The 16,811-nt window shown below is 69.2% G+C and carries 16 protein-coding genes and 1 pseudogene; 14 read left to right on the plus strand and 3 right to left on the minus strand.

The genetic code is table 11. The annotated features are described in order from the left end of the window. The first annotated feature begins 129 nt into the window (after positions 1–129). The 11 genes from ftsH (at position 130) to ACXJJ3_RS26110 (ending at position 9,494) form a co-directional block, all read left to right on the plus strand. Positions 130–2,175, plus strand: a complete 2,046-nt coding sequence (ftsH, locus tag ACXJJ3_RS26060) for an ATP-dependent zinc metalloprotease FtsH (protein WP_458164472.1) — start codon at positions 130–132, stop codon at positions 2,173–2,175. Between the two features lie 71 nt (positions 2,176–2,246). Beyond that, a complete protein-coding gene (gene folE / locus ACXJJ3_RS26065) occupies positions 2,247–2,819 on the plus strand; it encodes a GTP cyclohydrolase I FolE (RefSeq protein ID WP_458164473.1) in 573 nt (190 codons plus the stop codon). 218 nt (positions 2,820–3,037) lie between these two features. After that, positions 3,038–4,189 carry a S1 family peptidase gene (locus ACXJJ3_RS26070; RefSeq protein WP_458164474.1) on the plus strand — a complete coding sequence of 384 codons (1,152 nt, stop codon included), beginning with the start codon at positions 3,038–3,040 and terminating at the stop codon, positions 4,187–4,189. A gap of 103 nt (positions 4,190–4,292) precedes the next feature. Continuing rightward, a complete protein-coding gene (folP, locus tag ACXJJ3_RS26075) occupies positions 4,293–5,090 on the plus strand; it encodes a dihydropteroate synthase (RefSeq protein WP_458171948.1) in 798 nt (265 codons plus the stop codon). Beyond that, positions 5,087–5,560 carry a nuclear transport factor 2 family protein gene (locus ACXJJ3_RS26080; protein WP_458164475.1) on the plus strand — a complete coding sequence of 158 codons (474 nt, stop codon included), beginning with the start codon at positions 5,087–5,089 and terminating at the stop codon, positions 5,558–5,560. The genes folP and ACXJJ3_RS26080 overlap by 4 nt, the downstream gene beginning before the upstream one ends. Next, positions 5,557–5,946 carry a dihydroneopterin aldolase gene (gene folB, locus ACXJJ3_RS26085; protein WP_458164476.1) on the plus strand — a complete coding sequence of 130 codons (390 nt, stop codon included), beginning with the start codon at positions 5,557–5,559 and terminating at the stop codon, positions 5,944–5,946. Before ACXJJ3_RS26080 ends, folB begins: the two co-directional genes overlap by 4 nt. Continuing rightward, positions 5,943–6,500, plus strand: a complete 558-nt coding sequence (gene folK / locus ACXJJ3_RS26090) for a 2-amino-4-hydroxy-6-hydroxymethyldihydropteridine diphosphokinase (RefSeq protein ID WP_458164477.1) — start codon at positions 5,943–5,945, stop codon at positions 6,498–6,500. Before folB ends, folK begins: the two co-directional genes overlap by 4 nt. Positions 6,501–6,502: 2 nt before the next feature. Next, the gene (locus tag ACXJJ3_RS26095; protein WP_458164478.1) at positions 6,503–7,012 is read left to right on the plus strand and encodes a DUF3180 domain-containing protein; all 510 of its coding nucleotides are present in this window, start codon (positions 6,503–6,505) and stop codon (positions 7,010–7,012) included. Between the two features lie 95 nt (positions 7,013–7,107). After that, entirely contained in the window at positions 7,108–7,464 is a 357-nt protein-coding gene (locus ACXJJ3_RS26100) for a hypothetical protein (protein ID WP_458164479.1), read from the plus strand. Positions 7,465–7,651: 187 nt separating this feature from the next. Then, positions 7,652–8,422 carry an inositol monophosphatase family protein gene (locus ACXJJ3_RS26105; RefSeq protein WP_458164480.1) on the plus strand — a complete coding sequence of 257 codons (771 nt, stop codon included), beginning with the start codon at positions 7,652–7,654 and terminating at the stop codon, positions 8,420–8,422. Positions 8,423–8,525: 103 nt separating this feature from the next. Beyond that, positions 8,526–9,494 (plus strand): hypothetical protein, encoded by a 969-nt coding sequence (locus ACXJJ3_RS26110; RefSeq protein ID WP_458164481.1) that lies wholly within the window; start codon positions 8,526–8,528, stop codon positions 9,492–9,494. Positions 9,495–9,546: 52 nt separating this feature from the next. Here the strand turns inward: ACXJJ3_RS26110 and ACXJJ3_RS26115 are convergent, their stop codons facing one another. Then, positions 9,547–10,734: an NADH-quinone oxidoreductase subunit D gene (locus ACXJJ3_RS26115; protein ID WP_458164482.1), complete on the minus strand. Its 1,188-nt coding sequence runs from the start codon at positions 10,732–10,734 to the stop codon at positions 9,547–9,549. A 26-nt stretch (positions 10,735–10,760) separates the two neighbouring features. Between ACXJJ3_RS26115 and ACXJJ3_RS26120 the strand changes: the two genes are divergently transcribed. Both ACXJJ3_RS26120 and ACXJJ3_RS26125 read left to right on the plus strand, forming a co-directional pair. After that, a complete protein-coding gene (locus ACXJJ3_RS26120; RefSeq protein ID WP_458164483.1) occupies positions 10,761–11,249 on the plus strand; it encodes a PH domain-containing protein in 489 nt (162 codons plus the stop codon). Further along, positions 11,246–12,652, plus strand: coding sequence for a PH domain-containing protein (locus tag ACXJJ3_RS26125; RefSeq protein ID WP_458164484.1), 1,407 nt, complete (start codon positions 11,246–11,248; stop codon positions 12,650–12,652). The genes ACXJJ3_RS26120 and ACXJJ3_RS26125 overlap by 4 nt, the downstream gene beginning before the upstream one ends. A gap of 107 nt (positions 12,653–12,759) precedes the next feature. On the opposite strand, the pseudogene ACXJJ3_RS26130 reads toward ACXJJ3_RS26125, so the two are convergent. Continuing rightward, positions 12,760–13,398, minus strand: a pseudogene (locus ACXJJ3_RS26130) (SAM-dependent methyltransferase); the annotation flags it as partial. A 30-nt stretch (positions 13,399–13,428) separates the two neighbouring features. Here ACXJJ3_RS26130 and ACXJJ3_RS26135 point away from each other — a divergent pair. Beyond that, a complete protein-coding gene (locus ACXJJ3_RS26135) occupies positions 13,429–16,221 on the plus strand; it encodes an AAA family ATPase (RefSeq protein ID WP_458164485.1) in 2,793 nt (930 codons plus the stop codon). Here the strand turns inward: ACXJJ3_RS26135 and ACXJJ3_RS26140 are convergent. Continuing rightward, positions 16,211–16,768: a 2'-5' RNA ligase family protein gene (locus ACXJJ3_RS26140; protein ID WP_458164486.1), complete on the minus strand. Its 558-nt coding sequence runs from the start codon at positions 16,766–16,768 to the stop codon at positions 16,211–16,213. The two genes, ACXJJ3_RS26135 and ACXJJ3_RS26140, sit on opposite strands and share 11 nt — an antisense overlap. Positions 16,769–16,811: the final 43 nt, after the last annotated feature.

Raw genomic sequence — 16,811 nt, forward strand, 5'->3', positions numbered from 1 at the left:
CACCCGTCCTTTCGTGACCCTCGTGGTGTGTTGTCTTGTGCGACACGAGACACTTGGACTGGTGTTACCGTCACAAGCCCGCATTCCCGGGCCTGCCGAGCTAGGAGGGACGGGGCCTCGGCCCCGATCATGGACGTGAAGCGCATCTTCCGCGGACCCCTGTTCTGGATCGTCGTCGCCTTCCTGGGCGTACTGGTGATCGGGCAGCTCCTGACCGGCTCGTCCGGGTACAAGACCGAGTCCACCGGCCAGGTCGTCCAGCTGATCCAGCAGGCCAAGTCGTCGAGCGACAAGACGATCAAAACGGTGACGCTGAACAACCCGGACGAACAGATCCAGGTCGAGAAGACCGACGGCAGCAAGATCCAGGCGCACTATGTCGACGGCCAGGGCCAGAGCCTGGGCAGCGATATCCAGAGCCTGTACCAGGACGGCAAGATCGAGAAGTACGACGTGCAGAACCCGAAGCCGAGCTTCATCGGCCAGGTGTTCTCCACGCTGATCCCGTTCCTGCTGATCGCGGTCGTGTTCATCTTCCTGATGAACTCGATGCAGGGCGGCGGCTCCCGGGTGATGAGCTTCGCCAAGTCCAAGGCCAAGCTGGTCACCAAGGACACCCCGAAGACCACGTTCGCCGACGTCGCCGGTGTCGACGAGGCGATCGAGGAGCTGCAGGAGATCAAGGAGTTCCTGCAGGAGCCGGGCAAGTTCCAGGCGGTCGGCGCCAAGATCCCGAAGGGCGTGCTGCTCTACGGCCAGCCCGGTACCGGTAAGACGCTGCTGGCCCGTGCGGTGGCCGGCGAGGCCGGGGTGCCGTTCTACTCGATCTCCGGCTCGGACTTCGTCGAGATGTTCGTCGGTGTCGGTGCCTCCCGGGTCCGGGACCTGTTCGAGCAGGCCAAGACGAACGCCCCGGCGATCGTGTTCATCGACGAGATCGACGCCGTCGGCCGGCACCGTGGTGCGGGTCTCGGCGGCGGCCACGACGAGCGCGAGCAGACCCTGAACCAGCTGCTGGTCGAGATGGACGGCTTCGACGTCCGCGGCGGTGTGATCCTGATCGCGGCCACCAACCGGCCCGACGTACTGGACCCGGCGCTGCTGCGGCCCGGCCGTTTCGACCGGCAGATCGCCGTCGACGCGCCGGACCTGCCCGGCCGGCAGAAGATCCTCAAGGTGCACGCCCGCGGCAAGCCGATGGCGCAGGACGTCGACCTCACCGCCGTTGCCCGCCGGACGCCCGGTATGACCGGTGCCGACCTGGCCAACGTGCTGAACGAGGCGGCCCTGCTGACCGCCCGGTCGAACGCGCAGCTGATCGACAACCGCGCCCTGGACGAGGCCATCGACCGCGTGATCGCCGGCCCGCAGCGCCGGACCCGGCTGATGTCGGACAAGGAGAAGGTGCTCACCGCGTACCACGAGGGCGGGCACGCGCTGGTCGCCGCGGCGCTGCCGCATTCCGACCCGGTGCAGAAGGTGACGATCCTGCCGCGTGGCCGCGCGCTCGGCTACACGATGGTGATGCCGGACGAGGACAAGTACTCCACCACCCGGTCGGAGATGCTCGACAAGCTCGCGTACATGCTGGGTGGCCGGGCGGCCGAGGAGATGGTCTTCCACGACCCGACCACGGGTGCGTCCAACGACATCGAGAAGGCGACGGCGCTGGCCCGCGCGATGGTCACGCAGTACGGGATGACCGAGCGGCTGGGCGCGATCAAGTTCGGCCAGGACAGCAGCGAGCCGTTCCTGGGCCGCGACATCGGCAGCCAGCGGAACTACTCCGAGGAGATCGCGGCCGCGGTCGACGAGGAGGTCGGCAAGCTGATCCTGAACGCGCACCAGGAGGCCTTCGACATCCTGGTCGAGAACCGGGCCGTCCTGGACCACCTGGTCGAGGAGCTGCTGGAGAAGGAGACGCTGGACAAGCACCAGATCGCCCGGGTGTTCGAGCCGGTGATCAAGCGCGAGCGGCGTCCGGCCTGGACCGGCTCGTCGACCCGGATCCCGTCCGACCAGCCGCCGGTGATGCCGACCCCCGCGGAGCAGAACGGGCAGAACGGGCACGAGGGCTCGCTGTCCGACGTACTGCCGGGCGGCTCGGTCGGCCCGGACGAGGCGATCCGGCCGCCGGACTACGGCAGCGGCCCGACCCCGCCGAACCACCAGTAACCGCGTTCGTGAACGCCGCCACCCGATCGGGTGGCGGCGTTTTCGTGTGTCCGCCAGGTAGCGTTCCACGGGTGACGTCACCGAAGTTCGACCATGCGCGGGCGGAGCGGGCGGTCCGCGAGCTGTTGATCGCGATCGGCGAGGACCCGGACCGTGAGGGGTTGCGGGACACGCCGGCCCGGGTGGCCCGGTCGTACGCCGAGATCACCGCCGGGCTCGGGCAGGGCGCCGAGGACGTGCTGACCACCACGTTCGCGCTCGAGCACGACGAGATGGTGCTGGTGAAGGACATCGAGGTGTGGAGCCTGTGCGAGCACCACCTGGTGCCGTTCACGGGCGTCGCGCACGTCGGGTACATCCCGAGCCGGGACGGGCGGGTCACCGGGCTGTCGAAGCTCGCCCGGCTGGTGGACGTGTACGCGAAGCGCCCGCAGGTCCAGGAGCGGCTGACCACGCAGATTGCCGAGTCGCTGGTGGAGATCCTCGAGCCGCGCGGCGTGATCGTGGTGATCGAGTGCGAGCACCTGTGCATGACCATGCGCGGCGTCCGGAAACCGGGCGCCAAAACCATCACCTCCGCCGTCCGCGGCCAACTCCGCAACCCCAGCACCCGCGCCGAGGCGATGAGCCTGATCGTTGGCTGAAGGGCGGGTCTTCCGGCCTCACGCCTACTGCGCGGCCCTCGGCGGGCACCTGCTCGCGACGGCGTGGGGCCGGAAGACCCGCCCCACCCGTAGCTCCCGAACCCCTGGCCTCGTTGAAGTTTGAGAGTGCGAGACTATGGACATTCTGTCGCTGAGCGTTTACTTTCCGTAGTGGTGCTTGGCCAACGGGGACCAGGTGCCGGTGTGAGGAGGACAGGATGTCGGGGCGTTTCCGGGTCGGCGCCGCACTCGCCGGAGTCGTCGTCCTGACGGCAACCGGGCTGGCGGCGGCGAACTGGGCCACCGCGGACACGCGGAGCAAGACCGGGCACCAGACCGCAGGGACCGCGAAACCCGCGGGCATCACCATCGATCCGCTGGTCGCGGAGACCCTGGAGTCGGAGCTCGGCTCGGACTCGGGTGTCGTGGGCAGCTACTACGACGAGGCCGGCGAGCTGATCGTCGCGGTCTCGAACCTGTCGACCGCCGAGCTGGTCCGGCAGATCGGCGCGATCCCGCGGCTGGTCAAGTACACGGCCCGCCAGCTGAACGCCGTCCAGGACGAGCTGAACCACGTCGCCACCACGTCCAGCGCCGGCAAGGTGCGGTCGTGGTACGTCGACCCGATCACCGGGACTGTCGTCGTGTCCGTCCCGCGGAACGCGCACGACTCGATCACCCAGCGGTTCCTGTCCCGCGCCGAGGCGAACGGCGAGCAGGTCACGGTCCGCCGGGTCTCCGGGACGGTCCGGACCACCGCGGACGACTTCAGCCTGCGCGGCGGTGTCCAGGTCGACAAGAACACGGGGTACGTCTGCTCGCTGGGCTTCAACGCGAAGACCCGCCAGGGCACCCGGATCTTCCTGACCGCCGGCCACTGCACCTCCGGCAAGCCGTCGTTCTCCCGCAACGGGTACGTCCTCGGCGACACCTACACGTCGACGTTCCCGGGCAGCGACTTCGGCTCGGTCGGCGTGATCGACGGCTGGGACCAGCAGGGGTACGTCGAGGGCTGGGGCAACGGCAACGTCGCGGTCAAGGGGATCGCGGACGCCACCGTCGGGTCGACGCTGTGCAAGTCCGGGAAGAGCACCGGCTGGACCTGCGGGCGGATCGTCGCGCGGAACGTGACCGTCAACTACGGCAACAACCGCGTGGTCCGTGGGCTGTTCCAGCACACCGCGTGCGTCGAGGCGGGCGACTCCGGCGGCGCCAACATGACCGGCAACTACGCCCAGGGCATCACCAGCGGAGCGGCACTGATCGACGGCCAGTGCCTGGAGAAGTACGGCCAGACGAACGAGTCGTACGCACAGCCGATCGGCGTGGTCCTGCAGTCGACGAAGTCGCGCCTGGTCCTCGCCAACTGACCTCTCTGTAGGCCTTGGGGGCGCGGGCTACTACGGTGTGTGGGTGAGAACTGAGCCGTGGGGTCACGTCGACGGGTTGCCGGTGCTGGACCGGTGCCTGGTGATGGGCGTCGTGAACGTGACGCCGGACTCGTTCTCCGACGGCGGCGAGTGGTTCGAGCCGGCCGCCGCGATCAAGCACGGCCGGGAGTTGCTGGCCGAGGGTGCGGACCTGCTCGACGTCGGCGGTGAGTCGACCCGCCCGCGGGCTGTCCGGCCGTCGCAGGACGAGGAGATCCGCCGGGTGATCCCGGTGGTCGAGGCGCTCGCCGCGGAGGGCGCGATCATCTCGGTCGACACCATGCGGGCCCCGGTCGCGGAGCTGGTGCTGGACGCCGGCGCGACGATGATCAACGACGTGTCCGGCGGGCTGGCCGATCCGGACATGCTGCCGTTGATCGCCGAGCGTGGGGCGCCGTACCTGTGCATGCATTGGCGCGGGCACTCCCTCGACATGCAGAACAAGGCGGAGTACGGCGACGTGGTCGCGGAGGTGATCGCCGAGCTGGCCGAGCGCCTCGAGGTGCTGCGTGCGGCCGGCATCGACCTGAGCCGGGTCGCGCTCGACCCCGGGCTCGGGTTCGCGAAGACCGCGGACCACAACTGGGAGATTCTTCGCCGGTTGCGGGAATTCGCGGTACTGGAAAGACCGTTGCTGATCGGTGCGTCCCGGAAGACGTTCCTCGGTAGGCTGCTCGCCGACGAGCAGACCGGTGAACCCAGACCGGCCGTACGACGAGACGACGCGAGCGTGGCCGTATCCGCCCTGGCCGCTGCCGCCGGTGCCTGGTGTGTCCGGGCGCACGCGGTGGCACCGAACGTGGACGCGGTCCGGGTGGCGAAGAAATGGGGAACGGTATGACGGATGCACCACGGCAGGGCACAGGGGGCGATGCTGCACGTGGGGCAACCGTCGAGGACGTAGTACTGAACGCGAACACCGCGTTCTACAACGCGTTCGAGGCCGGCGATCTGGATCTGATGGCGGCGGTCTGGCTGCCGGAACCGGACCCGGTCTGCATCCATCCGGGCAACGCGGCGATCTCCGGGTACCCCGAGCTGATGCGGGCCTGGGCGATGATCTTCGCGAACACGCCGTACATCCAGTTCTTCCTCACCGACGTGCAGGTACGGGTGGATGAAGACGTGGCGTACGTCACGTGTACGGAGAATGTCCTGTCGTCCGGTGAGGGTGCGCCGGAGGAGGGCTTCGCGGGCGGAAAGGCACTCGCGACCAACGTCTTCCGCAGAACTTCCGCCGGTTGGCGGTTGTGGATCCACCATGCCTCCCCGGTACTGTCGTCTGGGGGCCGACAGGAGGAGGCGGAATGAGCGGTCCCAACAATCCTCCTGATGTGATCGAGATCCGGGGCATCCGCGGGTTCGGGCGCCACGGGGTGTTCGAGCACGAGCGGGCCGACGGGCAGGAGTTCGTCGTGGACGTCCGGCTGGAGCTGGACACCCGGCCTGCCGCCGCCTCCGACGACCTGGCCGACACCGTGAACTACGGGGTGCTGGCCGAGCAGGTGCACAAGGCGATCGAGACCGATCCCGTGGACCTGATCGAGACCCTCGCCCAGCGCATCGCCGCCATCTGTCTCGCCGACGAGCGCGTGACAGCAACGGCCGTGACCATCCACAAACCCTCGGCGCCGATCACGGTGCCGTTCGACGACGTTGTCCTGACCGTGCAGCGCAGAGCCGGAGAATACTCGTGACTGAGACCCCTAGCCCCCACGTCATCGACGCGGACACCCTGAGCGGAGGCCTCAAGCCGATCCGCCAGTTGATCCTGTCGCTCGGAAGCAATCTCGGCGACCGGGAGGCGAACCTGCAGGGCGCGGTCGACGCGCTGCGGGACACCCCGGACGTCGTCGTGGTCGAGGTATCGCCGGTGTACGAGACCCAGCCGGTCGGCGGCCCCGACGAGTCCGGGCCGTACCTGAACATCGTGCTGCTGGCCGACACCACGCTCGGCGTCGACCTGCTGCTGGAGCGCGCGCACGCGGTCGAGGAGGCGTTCGGCCGGGAGCGCAGCGTGCCGGGCGCGCCGCGCACCCTCGACATCGACCTGATCGTCTACGGCAAGAAGACGATCGAGACCGAGGAGCTGACCATCCCGCATCCGCGGGCGCACGAGCGCGCGTTCGTGCTGGCGCCCTGGCTCGACATCGAGCGGGACGCCGTGCTGCCGGGCCACGGCCCGGTCGCGGACCTGCTCGCCAAGGTCGGGACCGACGGTGTGACCAAGCTCGACATCGAGCTGCAGTAGTGGTGTCCGGCGGTACCGAGCCCGGCCGGGCGCCTCAGCAGGAACCGCCCGAGGGCTCGGTGCGGCCGACGTCGCGCCGGCTGCTGGTCGCGATCGCCGTCCTCGGCCTCGCGATCGGCGTCACGCTGGTGAAGGTCGTCCAGTCCGGCGGCGGGGTGGCGCCGTCGGTGTCCTGGCTGACGCTGGTCGCCTGGTCCTTCCTGGCCGCGTTGCTGTTCGTGGCCGCCCGCAACACCCACCAGCGGATCCAGGTACGCCGGGAACGGATGGAACCCTCGCGCGCGGTGTTCCTGTTGATGATCGGGAAGGCGAGCGCTTTTGTCGGCGCGTTGTGCACCGGTGTTTACGCAGGGTTCGCGTTAAGCTTCGTTCAGGCGATGGGCTCTTCGGGGCCTCGTAACAGAGTGATCATGGCCGGAGCGGCGGCGGTGATCTCAGTGCTGGTCGTCACGGCCGGATTGTTGCTCGAACGGGCGTGTCGTATTCCCGAGGACCCCGACGAGACCCCCTAACATGGCGACCCATGGGGTCAAGGGGTAGCCGCCGTCGAACCAGGACCACAGTTCTCACCGTTGCCAACGCATCGCTGATCGTTGTCTGTCTGGGTGTGAGTATTGCGCTCTTCTCGCAGAATGCCTGGATTCTCCGGGCCGCTGCGGTGGGCGCCGCGCTGGTCGCCATCGCAGGCGCCGTGCTGTTCCGGCACCAGTTGCTGGTGGAGCGGCTGGCCCATTCCGACGAGCGCGCCCAGGTCGCGCAGGAGTACTCGCGGATCACCAGCGCGCGGGTGGTCGAGAACGCGGAGTTCGTCGACCTGATGCAGCGCCGCCTGGACAAGATCGACGAGCGCCTGGACAAGATCGACCAGGAGGTCGCCACGGTCGTCGCGGCCGGCGACAAGCACTCGCAGTCCGACGCCCCGACCGTCGTCGACCTCAAGCTCCGGGGCCTCGCCGCCTCCTGAGAGGGCGTCTGAGGACCCGGCGCCTACTGCGGGGCACTCGGCACGGCATCTCGCCGCACGGGTGCAAAGGCCACGATGCTCCGCATCGAGACCTTCGCCCCCGCGCGGCGAGATGCCGCACCGAGCACCTCCTCGCTACGGCGCCGAGTCCTCAGACGCCCTCTGATCACCCTGTAGGTTCGGGCGTGTGGATCTCGCCGAACTGCTGAAGGTTGCCCAAGCCGCCGTCGCCCGCGGCCGGGCCGTCACCGAGTCGATGGCTCCCGGGGTGCTGACCTCCAAGGGCGACCGGGACATGGCCTCCGAGGTCGACTTCGCCGTCGAACGGGAGGTCCGGGCCTTCCTCGAACGCGAGACGCCTGACCTCGGCGTGCTCGGCGAGGAGGAGGGCGGCGCCACCGACGGGACCCGCTGGGTGCTGGACCCGGTCGACGGGACGGTCAACTTCATCCACGGCGTACCGCTGTGGGCGATCTCGCTGGGCCTGATCCACGAGGGCCGGGCGGTCGCGGGCGTGATCGACCACCCGGCGCTGAACACGACGTACGTCGCCGCCGAGGGGCTCGGCGCGACCTGCAACGGGACGCCGATCCGGGGCAGTGAGTGCGCCGACCTGTCCGAGGCGTTGGTTGCCGTGGGCGACTATGCGGTCGGGCCGAACGCCGAGCAGGTGAACGCGGACCGGATCGCGCTGACCCAGCGGCTCTACCCGCGCGTGCAGCGGCTGCGGATGATCGGGACGGCCGCGACCGCGCTGACCTGGACCGCGCACGGATACTTCGACGCGCTGATCATGTTCTCGAACAAGCCGTGGGACACGATGGCCGGCGTCGCGATCTGCCGCGAGGCGGGCGTGACGGTCCTGGACCTGGACGGTACCGACCACACCCCCGACTCCCGCGGCGTCCTCGCCGTCTCCCACCCCCTCCGCGCCCCCCTACAGCAACTCCTGAGCTGAGTTGCTGGGAAACATTTGTCGCGCATTTGGACATTTGTTTCCCAGCGAGCGGTTGTCCACAGGGCCGCGGCGGCGGGCGTCGGTTTGACTCATAGTGGGGTGGATGGATTGGTGGTGGCGGCGGCAACTGGCGGACGAGGGCCTCGACGTCCTCGTGCATGTTCAAAGCCGCGTTGTGTCGCGCGCCCAACTGCTGGCGGCCGGCAGTTCCGAGGCCGAGGTGCGCCGCCGAGTTCGCAGCCGTGTGCACGGTCGTCGTTGGCAGACCGTCCACCCCGGTGTCTATCTGACACACACCGGCCCGATCGGTTACCACGAACAGCTCGTTGCGGCCCTCCTCTATGCCGGACCGGAGGCGTCGTGGAGCCACTACACGGCCGCGGAGCAGTTCGGCCTGATCAAGCCCGACGCCCGCCGCCCGGTATATGTGACCGTCCCCTGGCATCGGCGAGTTCGCGCTCGCCCGAATCTCGTGATCACTCGGGACTCGCACTGGGAGGACCGTCTGGCCGAGGGGATCCCACCACGAAGCCGGCCCGCCGAGGCAGTGCTGCAGATCATCGGCATCTCCCGATCCTTGGACACGGCGGCGGCTGTCGTCGCGGAGGCCTGCCAAAGCGGCAGAGTGGCTCCCGGCGAGATCGTGGCCGCCCTCGCGGGCCGCTCCCGGCTTCGGCATCGTGCCGCTTTGCAGCAGATTCTCGCCGACGTCGCCCAGGGGACGCATTCGCTGCTCGAGCTTCGATACCTGCGTGACGTCGAGCGCGCCCACGGCTTGCCGCGGGGGCAACGGCAGCGCGCAGTAGAGGGCGAATACACCGATGTGGCCTATGTTCCGTACGAGTTGGTGGTGGAGTTGGACGGCCGGTTTCACTTCGCGCCGCGACAGCGCTGGCGGGATCTCGATCGCGACAACCGCGCTGCGCTGAGGTCGGAGACGACGTTGCGGTACGGCTGGCTCGATGTGACGAGCCGTCCGTGTGCGGCTGCCGTACAGGTCCTGCGGGTCATGCGGCGCAAGGCCCCATCCCTCACCGCACATCCTTGCAGCCCATCCTGCCCCGTCCGATGACTGCAGCTGGGAAACAAAAGTTCGCCCCAGGGACTTTTGTCTCCCAGCTGGGCTACTTGTCGATGTCGCCGACGACGAAGAACATGCTGCCGAGGATCGCGATCATGTCCGGGATCATCGTGCCGGGGAGCAGCGCCGGTAGCGCGGAGATGTTGTTGAAGCTCGCCGAGCGGAGCTTCAGCCGCCACGGGGTCTTGTCGCCGCGGGAGACCAGGTAGTACCCGTTGATGCCGAGCGGGCTCTCGGTCCACGCGTACGTCTGCCCCTCGGGGACCTTGAGGATCTTCGGCAGCCGGACGTTCACCGGCCCGGCCGGGAGCGTGCGGAGCTTGTCGAGGCAGGCGTCGACGAGGTCGAGCGACACCTTCACCTGTTCCAGCAGTACGGCGAACCGTGCGAAGCAGTCGCCCTCCGGACGCGTGACGACCCGCAGCACGTCCTGGAGTTCGCCGTACGCGAGGTAGGGCTCGTCGCGGCGCAGGTCGGCGTTCACCCCGGAGGCACGGGCGATCGGGCCGGACACGCCGTATTGCGCGACCAGTTCGGGCGCGAGCTTGCCGACGCCGACCGTCCGGGCGCGGAAGATCTCGTTGCCGAGGACGATCTCCTCGATGTCGGGGAGCCGTTTGCGGACCGCGGTCGCGGCGGCCGAGCCGCGGCCGAGCCAGCCGTACGGGAGGTCTTCCTTGAGTCCGCCGACCCGGTTGAACATGTAGTGCATCCGGCCGCCGGACAGCTCCTCCATCACCGCCTGGATGGTCTCGCGCTCGCGGAACGCGTAGAACACCGGCGTGATCGCGCCGAGCTCGAGCGGGTACGAGCCGAGGAACATCAGGTGGTTCAGGATCCGGTTCAGCTCGGCCAGCAGGGTGCGCAGCCAGACGGCGCGCTCCGGGACCTCGAGGTTCATCATCCGTTCGACGGCGAGCACCACGCCGAGCTCGTTGGCGAACGCGGACAGCCAGTCGTGCCGGTTCGCCAGCACGATGATCTGCCGGTAGTCGCGGACCTCGAACAGCTTCTCGGCGCCGCGGTGCATGTAGCCGATGATCGGCTCGCAGCCGACGATCCGTTCGCCGTCCAGGGTCAGCCGCAGTCGCAACACGCCGTGCGTCGCCGGGTGCTGCGGACCGATGTTGAGCACCATGTCGGTGGTCGCCAGCTCGGAGCCCGCGCCGGCCCCGCCGCGCTCGAATCCCGCGGCACCAGCTCCCATTCCGACGACTCTTTCCGTGCTCATGACCACTATCGTGACAGGCTTTACCCGTGGATGACCTCTTCGCACCCTCCGATGTCAGCTGGACGCGGGTCTCACCGAAGCTGGCCGCGCTGCGCCGGCTGAACGCCGCGATCATGTCCGGCCTGGTCGCGATCGCCGCGCTGCTCGCGCTCGGGCTGACCGTCGGCTGGCTGTACGGCGTACTCGCGGCGGTCCTGATCGCGGTGCTGTTCGGCTGGTCCTGGATCCTGATCGGGCGCAACCAGAAGTCCTGGAAGTACGCCGAGCGCGAGGACGAGCTGCTGGTCAGCCACGGGATCATGTTCCGCGAGCTGGTCGTCGTACCGTACGGCCGGATGCAGTTCGTGGACGTCACCGCCGGGCCGCTGGAGCGGGCCTACGGGATGGCCACCGTCGAGCTGCACACGGCGACACCGGCCACCGACGCGAAGATCCCCGGGCTGCACCCGGACGAGGCCGCGCGGCTGCGTGACCGGTTGTCCGCCCTCGGCCAGTCGCAGGCGTGGGGCCTGTGACCCAGCAGGCTGTGGAGACCGTCGGGCAACGGCTCCATCCGCTGACCCCCTTCGTCAAGGGCTGGGGGTACTTCGTGGTCGCGGCCGTCGCGCTGGTCAACAACGAGGGCCTGCGACAGAACCTGACGTACGCCGGAATCGGCCTGGCTGCCGTACTCGTCGGCGGGATCCTGCTCGGCGCGCTGTCCTGGTGGTTCACCAAGTGGCAGCTGACCGACGACGCGATCCGGGTGGACAGCGGGTTCCTGTTCCGGCGGACGCGGATCATCCGGTTCGACCGGATCCAGGCGATCGACGTGGCGCAGCCGTTCGTGGCCCGGCTGTTCGGGATGGCCGAGCTGCGGATGGACGTGGCCGGCGGCGGCAAGAGTGACGGCAAGCTGAGCTACTTCCAGTACGGCCAGGCGCAGGACCTGCGGACGACGCTGCTGGTCCGGGCGAAGGGCAAGGCCGCTGCTGAGCAGCAGGAGGCCGAGCAGGAGACGGAGTCGGTCGCCCCGCCGCTGCTGACCGTGCGGACCGGCCGCCTGCTCGGTGCGACGCTGCTGTCGTCCACCGTGGTCGGTAGCGCCGGCGCCCTGATCTGGCTGATCGTCGCGACCATGGTGCTGAACTTCCACGTCGGTCTGGTCGCCGGTATCCCGCTGCTGCTCGGTGTGGTGCAGCCGATCTGGAAGCAGGTCGTGGGGAACCACGGGTTCACGCTGTCCGCGTCCAGCCACGGCCTGCGGACCAAGCGCGGGCTGTTCGACGTCCAGCGGCAGACGATTCCGCCTGGTCGCGTGCAGGGTCTGCTGATCACCGAGCCGTTGATCTGGCGGGCGCTGCGCTGGTCGCGGGTCGAGCTGGACATTGCAGGCGTCGCAGGCAAGCAGGACGACGCCGACGACCACATGGAGGGTGCGCAGCTCCTGCCGGTCGGTGACCGTGCCGAGACGGCGTACGTGCTGGCCCGGATCCTTCCCGGGTTCGACCTGAGCAGTATCCGGATGCACCCGGCACCGTCGCGCGCCAAGTGGCTGCGGCCGATCGGCTGGCGGTACCTGGCGTACGGCGTGGACGAGAACGTCATGGTCACCACCCGCGGCTGGGTGAGCCGCCGTACGTCGATCGTGCTGCACCACAAGACGCAGTCGGTGCGGTTGGAGCAGGGGCCGATCCAGCGGCGGCTGGGACTGGCCGACGTACATGTGGACACGCCGCTCGGCCCTACGGACGCTGTCGCGTTGCACCAGGACCAGGCGGATGCTGCCGCGCTGGTGGAGGCTCAGGCGGACAGGGCGCGCGCTGCGCGTCGTACGGCGTCTGTTCCTGCCGCTGTCCAGACCCAGCCGAACCCGCCGAGCCCGGACGGGTCCAGCAGCTCGGCCGCTTCGCCGGCTGACGACAACTCGGACAGATAGCGCAGCGGGTCCGTCTGAGCGAGCTTCAGGCTCGGGCGGGTCCCGCTGACGCCCAATGCGCGCAGGGCCTCGCGCTGACTCACCCGGTTTCCGCCCAACGAGTCGAGCGCCACGTGCGCGGTGATGTCACAGCTGCCGTCGGGGACCGGATCGCACTCCCGCCCACCACGGAAGCCGGTCAAGGTCCCGTACGCCGGCCTGCCCGCCTGCACGTGCCCGTAGTCGATCGCGACCGCGACACTGCCCGGCGTCAGCCGATCGACCACGCCGGCCCACGCCTCGTCACGCGCCAGCCCGACCTCGGCCCGATCGCCGGGCTGCCCGGACCACCAGCGCTCCAGCCACCGCAGATCGTTGCCCTCTACAACAGGTCCCGGGCTGAGGTCGGCGAGCAGGTACCGAGGGACACCGTCGTCGTCCCACTCCACGACCTCGCACGGGACGTTGTCGAGCCACTCGTTCGCGACCACCAGACCGGACAGCTGGTCGGGCAGCGCGTCGTCGAGTTCGACGTCGACCACAGTCAGCCCTTCGGTCCGCAGTACCTCGCCGAGTTCGCCGGAGCCTGCGCCGATATCCACGACCGCGTCGAGGTCGAGCCGCCGAGCCAGCCCGGCCAGGGCCCGGCCGAACAGCGGCGACGCGTGCACCGACGTACGGAAGTGGGCAGCCGGACGCTCCCGGCGGTAGAACCCGTCGGGACCGTAGAGCGCCTGTTGCCAGGCCGCTGCGAAGCGCGAGGTCATGTGGACCAGACCGAACCTAGGATCGACACCGTGGCGATCCTCCCAGAAGAGCTCGGTGTCATGTTCGCCGGTGAGCCGGTCTTCGACCTCGTCGGCACGGATCGGCCGTTCAGGGTCACGCCGGAGTGGCTGGCCGGCACCCGGACGAAGCTCGAGGAGATCGCCGGCCGGGTGCCGAACGACGACCCCACCCAGGGCCGGGCCGGCTACCAGGACGGCACGCCGCGGCTGATCAGCAACTTCTACTTCCTGGTCCGAAGCATCCTGCCGCCGCTGGGCATCGTGGTCGGCGGCGCCCGCAACCTCGCCTACCTGGTGATCTCGGACTGGCGGTCCGAGCCGCAGCAGGTCGAGACCGACCTGGGCGGCTGGCTGACCGGGCCGAGCGAGTTCATCATCCCGTTCCCGCTGCGGAACAAGCTCGGCGCGGAGCTGCAGGAGCCGTACGTGCGGGCCTGCCGGGAGATGCTCGACCTGTTGGCGGGCATCCCGGGCCTGGAGACCCGGCGAACCGCGATGGCCACGATGCTCGACGACGTACTGGCCGATCCGGAGTTCCTCGCGCTGCACACCACGGAGCTCCGGTCCACGCTGGTGAAGCGCTGGGGCGAGCGGTACGACGCCCCCGAGCTGCGCCGGGCCTTCCCGAACCTGTCCGGTAACCCGCTCGACCTCATGGTGCACGCCGTGAACCGGCTGCAGGCGGCGTACGAGAAGGTCGCCGCGGCCACGCCCGAGACCGAGCAGCCGTTCGCGGTCGAGCTGGCCGCCGTACTCCGGCAGATCGGGCGGACGAGTACGCCGGCCGGTCTGTCCTTCACCGGACTCGGCCCGTCCGGAGCAGCCGACGTACAGAAGGCGCTCGACAAGAAGGCGGACGTGCCGACGCCGGCCGACTGGCGGCGCCGGCAGCTGGACCGGATGGGCCGGGCCGTCGAGGCGGGCGCGCCGTACCAGGCGCGGGAGTACCTGGCCGCGATGTACCTGGTCGGCTCCAGCCTGAACGGGCTGCCGAGCCAGCCGGACCCGCCGAAGGACCTGCACATGACGACCGGCTTCGTCACCCGGCTGCGGGACCTGAACGCGCTCCGGCCGGCCGAGGTCGTCGTGACCGACGTGGACGGCGCACCGGACACGCAGAAAGCGGACCCGCCGGTCGGCGGCGACCCGATCGCGGACCTGAACGGGATGATCGGGCTCGGGCCGGTGAAGACCCGGGTGCACGAACTGGTCGCGGAGGCCGAGGTCGCCAAGCTCCGGATCGACGCCGGCCTGCGGCTGCCCAAGCCGATGGGGCACCTGGTCTTCAGCGGCAACCCGGGCACCGGCAAGACCACGGTCGCCCGGATCCTCGCCGAGGTGTACCGCGACCTCGGCATGCTCTCGTCCGGGCACCTGGTCGAGGTGGGCCGCGCCGACCTGGTCGCGTCGTACATCGGCCAGACCGCGCCGAAGGTGACCGAGGTGGTCGAGAAGGCGCTCGGCGGGGTGCTGTTCATCGACGAGGCGTACTCGCTGTACAACGACTCCGGGCGGGACTTCGGCCGGGAGGCGATCGCGACGCTGATCCAGCTGATGGAGAAGCACCGCGACAACCTGGTCGTGGTGATGGCCGGGTACCCGGCCGAGATGTACCGCCTGCTGGAGAGCAACCCGGGCGTGAAGTCGCGGATCCGGACGTTCGTGAACTTCCCGGACTACACCGACACCGAGCTGCACAGGATCTTCCTGCACGACGTCGGGCAGGCCGGGTTCGTGCTGGGCGAGGGCGTGGCCGGGCTGGTGCTGACCGCGTTGCAGAAGGTGCCGCGCGCGCCCGGGTTCGGCAACGCGCGGACGATTCGCACCATGATCGAGCGGATCGCGACGCTGCAGGCGGTCCGGCTGGCCGCGATCGAGTCGCCGAGCCTCGAAGAGGTCCGGACCATCGAGCAGGACGACGTCCGCAACCTGAACCAGGAGAGCCTGCGGGACCTGCCGAGCCACAAGGACCCGCAGGCCGAGCTGGCCGCGATGACCGGGCTGACCGACGTGAAGGCCACCGTGCAGCGGCTGGCCGCGGAGGCCAAGGCCGACCTTCTGCGAGCACAGGCAGGGATGCCGCCGCCGGAGCGGTCCCGGCACCTGATGTTCATCGGCAACCCGGGCACCGGGAAGACCACCGTGGCGCGGCTGGTCGCGCAGAGCTACCGGGACCTCGGCCTGCTCGGCATCGGCCACCTGGTCGAGACGACGGCGAACGAGATGGTCGGAGAGGCGTACGGCCAGACCGGGCCGAAGGTGCAGCGGCTGGTGGACATGGCGCTCGGGGGCGTGCTGTTCATCGACGAGGCGTACGCGTTCGCGGACCTGAACGACTACGGGCGCGAGGCGATCGCGACGTTGATCAAGCTGATGGAGGAGCATCGCGACGACCTGGTCGTGGTGCTGGCCGGGTACACCGAGCCGATGGAGCGGTTGTTCACGATCAACCCCGGGTTGCGCTCGCGGGTGCCGACGACGGTGGAGTTCCCGGACTACACCGATCCGGAGCTGGAACAGATCTTCATGTATCTGAGTACCAAGGCCGGGTATGTGCCCGGCGAAGGCGTCCTGGAGCGGGTCGGTGTGCTGCTGCGGCAGGCACGGAACGCCGAGGACTTCGGCAACGGGCGGGACGTGCGCAACCTGTTCGACGCGGTCGTCGCGCAGCAGGCGGTCCGGATCAACGCGCTCCGGGACCCGTCGGTCGATCAGGTCCGCGGGCTGACGGCTGCCGACGTACCGGTGGAGTGGCGCACTGCGCCGGCGACGACGTCGATGGGGTTCCAGGTCAGGAAGTAAGCCGTACGGCGTCGAACTGGTGCCATACGCCGTCCGTGTTCTCCCGCCACAGGCCTAGCTCGGTCAGCTGGACAGTCGGGGCTGGTGTGGCGGCCAGTGCGGCGTTGGCCTCGGCTACGACGGCAGGGCCGCCCTGGGCGGACGAGGAGATGGTCAGGTGCGGCTGCGGGTCCGGAAAGTCGCCGCCGTACGGCGGGCACTCCGGGAAGGCCTCGAAAACGGTCAGGAGCAGCGCACGCACCTGGTCGAACGGCTCCGGCTTCAACCACGCCGTACCGTTCGGAAACTGGCCCGCAACCGGAAAGCTCAACTGGAACGGCTTAATCGTGGACACAGCCGCCTGTAGCCGGGCTACGTCGTCGTCCGTCGGCTCTGCGACCCACGGGACCAGCACGGTGATGTGTGGCGGGATCAGCTCGGTCAACGGGACCTGAGGCCGTGCCGAGGAGCGGGACACCGCCCGCCAACGGTCCGTGTACGCCGCCAACTCCGGCACTGTGATCAGGATCGCCGTCAATTCCGTCCGCGCTGCCCAGGCTTCGGTCACCGTGCCATCCTCCCATCGCCTACGCTGACAAGTAGATCGTCTG

It is taken from the genome of Kribbella sp. WER1 (assembly GCF_054189145.1).

Excerpts from the sequence above, each read along its gene's own strand:
- folB (WP_458164476.1), top strand. The coding sequence starts at position 5,557 with ATGAGCGGTCCCAACAATCCTCCTGATGTGATCGAGATCCGGGGCATC.
- ACXJJ3_RS26080 (WP_458164475.1), top strand. The coding sequence starts at position 5,087 with ATGACGGATGCACCACGGCAGGGCACAGGGGGCGATGCTGCACGTGGG.
- folP (WP_458171948.1), top strand. The coding sequence starts at position 4,293 with ATGGGCGTCGTGAACGTGACGCCGGACTCGTTCTCCGACGGCGGCGAG.
- ACXJJ3_RS26070 (WP_458164474.1), top strand. The coding sequence starts at position 3,038 with ATGTCGGGGCGTTTCCGGGTCGGCGCCGCACTCGCCGGAGTCGTCGTC.
- ACXJJ3_RS26110 (WP_458164481.1), top strand. The coding sequence starts at position 8,526 with ATGGATTGGTGGTGGCGGCGGCAACTGGCGGACGAGGGCCTCGACGTC.
- ftsH (WP_458164472.1), top strand. The coding sequence starts at position 130 with ATGGACGTGAAGCGCATCTTCCGCGGACCCCTGTTCTGGATCGTCGTC.
- ACXJJ3_RS26115 (WP_458164482.1), bottom strand. The coding sequence starts at position 10,734 with ATGAGCACGGAAAGAGTCGTCGGAATGGGAGCTGGTGCCGCGGGATTC.